The sequence below is a fragment of the Streptomyces lancefieldiae genome (assembly GCF_031845825.1).
Lineage (GTDB): Bacteria > Actinomycetota > Actinomycetes > Streptomycetales > Streptomycetaceae > Streptomyces > Streptomyces lancefieldiae.
The window spans coordinates 1-713 of the sequence record NZ_JAVRFH010000261.1 but is presented as its reverse complement, the minus strand read 5'-3'; the positions used below and the strand labels follow the sequence as shown (position 1 = coordinate 713).

At 67.9% G+C, this 713-nt stretch carries 1 protein-coding gene and 1 pseudogene; both read right to left on the bottom strand.

Annotated elements, in window-relative coordinates:
- Positions 1–299: pseudogene (locus tag RM812_RS42015) on the bottom strand (NADH-quinone oxidoreductase subunit L); the annotation flags it as partial.
- Positions 300–312: 13 nt separating this feature from the next.
- A complete protein-coding gene (gene nuoK, locus RM812_RS42010; protein ID WP_031127582.1) occupies positions 313–612 on the bottom strand; it encodes an NADH-quinone oxidoreductase subunit NuoK in 300 nt (99 codons plus the stop codon).
- Positions 613–713: the final 101 nt, after the last annotated feature.

Sequence of the window (713 nt, the reverse complement as noted above, 5' to 3'; positions counted from 1 at the left end):
AGCGTTCCCACACCGGTGATGAGCAGGACGAACGTCATCGACAGCTGGTCGAGCTGGAAGGCGATGTCGGCCTGGAAGCCCTCCACCGGAATCCAGCTGAACAGGTGCTGGTGCAGGGCCCGGTCCTCGGCGCCCTTCCCCAGCATGTCGGTGAAGAGGACGACACCGACGACGAACGAGGCGGCGGCGAGCGCGGTGCCGAGCCAGTGCCCGGTCTTGTCCAGCCGACGGCCGCCGCAGAGCAGGACCACCGCTCCGAGCAGGGGCGCCGCGACGAGCAGCGCGATCAGGTTCTCCACGATTCCGGTCCCCTTACAGCTTCATCAGGCTGGCGTCGTCGACCGAGGCCGAGTGGCGGGAGCGGAACAACGACACGATGATCGCGAGCCCGACGACGACTTCCGCGGCGGCGACGACCATCACGAAGAAGGCGACGATCTGCCCGTCGAGGTTTCCGTGCATCCGGGAGAAGGTGACGAGCGCCAGGTTGCACGCGTTGAGCATCAGCTCGATGCACATGAACAGCACGATCACGTTCCGCCGGATCAGCACCCCGGAGGCGCCGATCGCGAACAGCAGGGCCGCGAGATAGAGGTAGTTGACCGGGTTCACTTGGCGGCCTCCGAGTTCTCCGCCGCGGATGCGGGGTCGGCGCCCCGGGACACGGCGTCCGCGTCCTCACGTCCGAGCCGCTCCCCGGAGCGCTGCTCCAG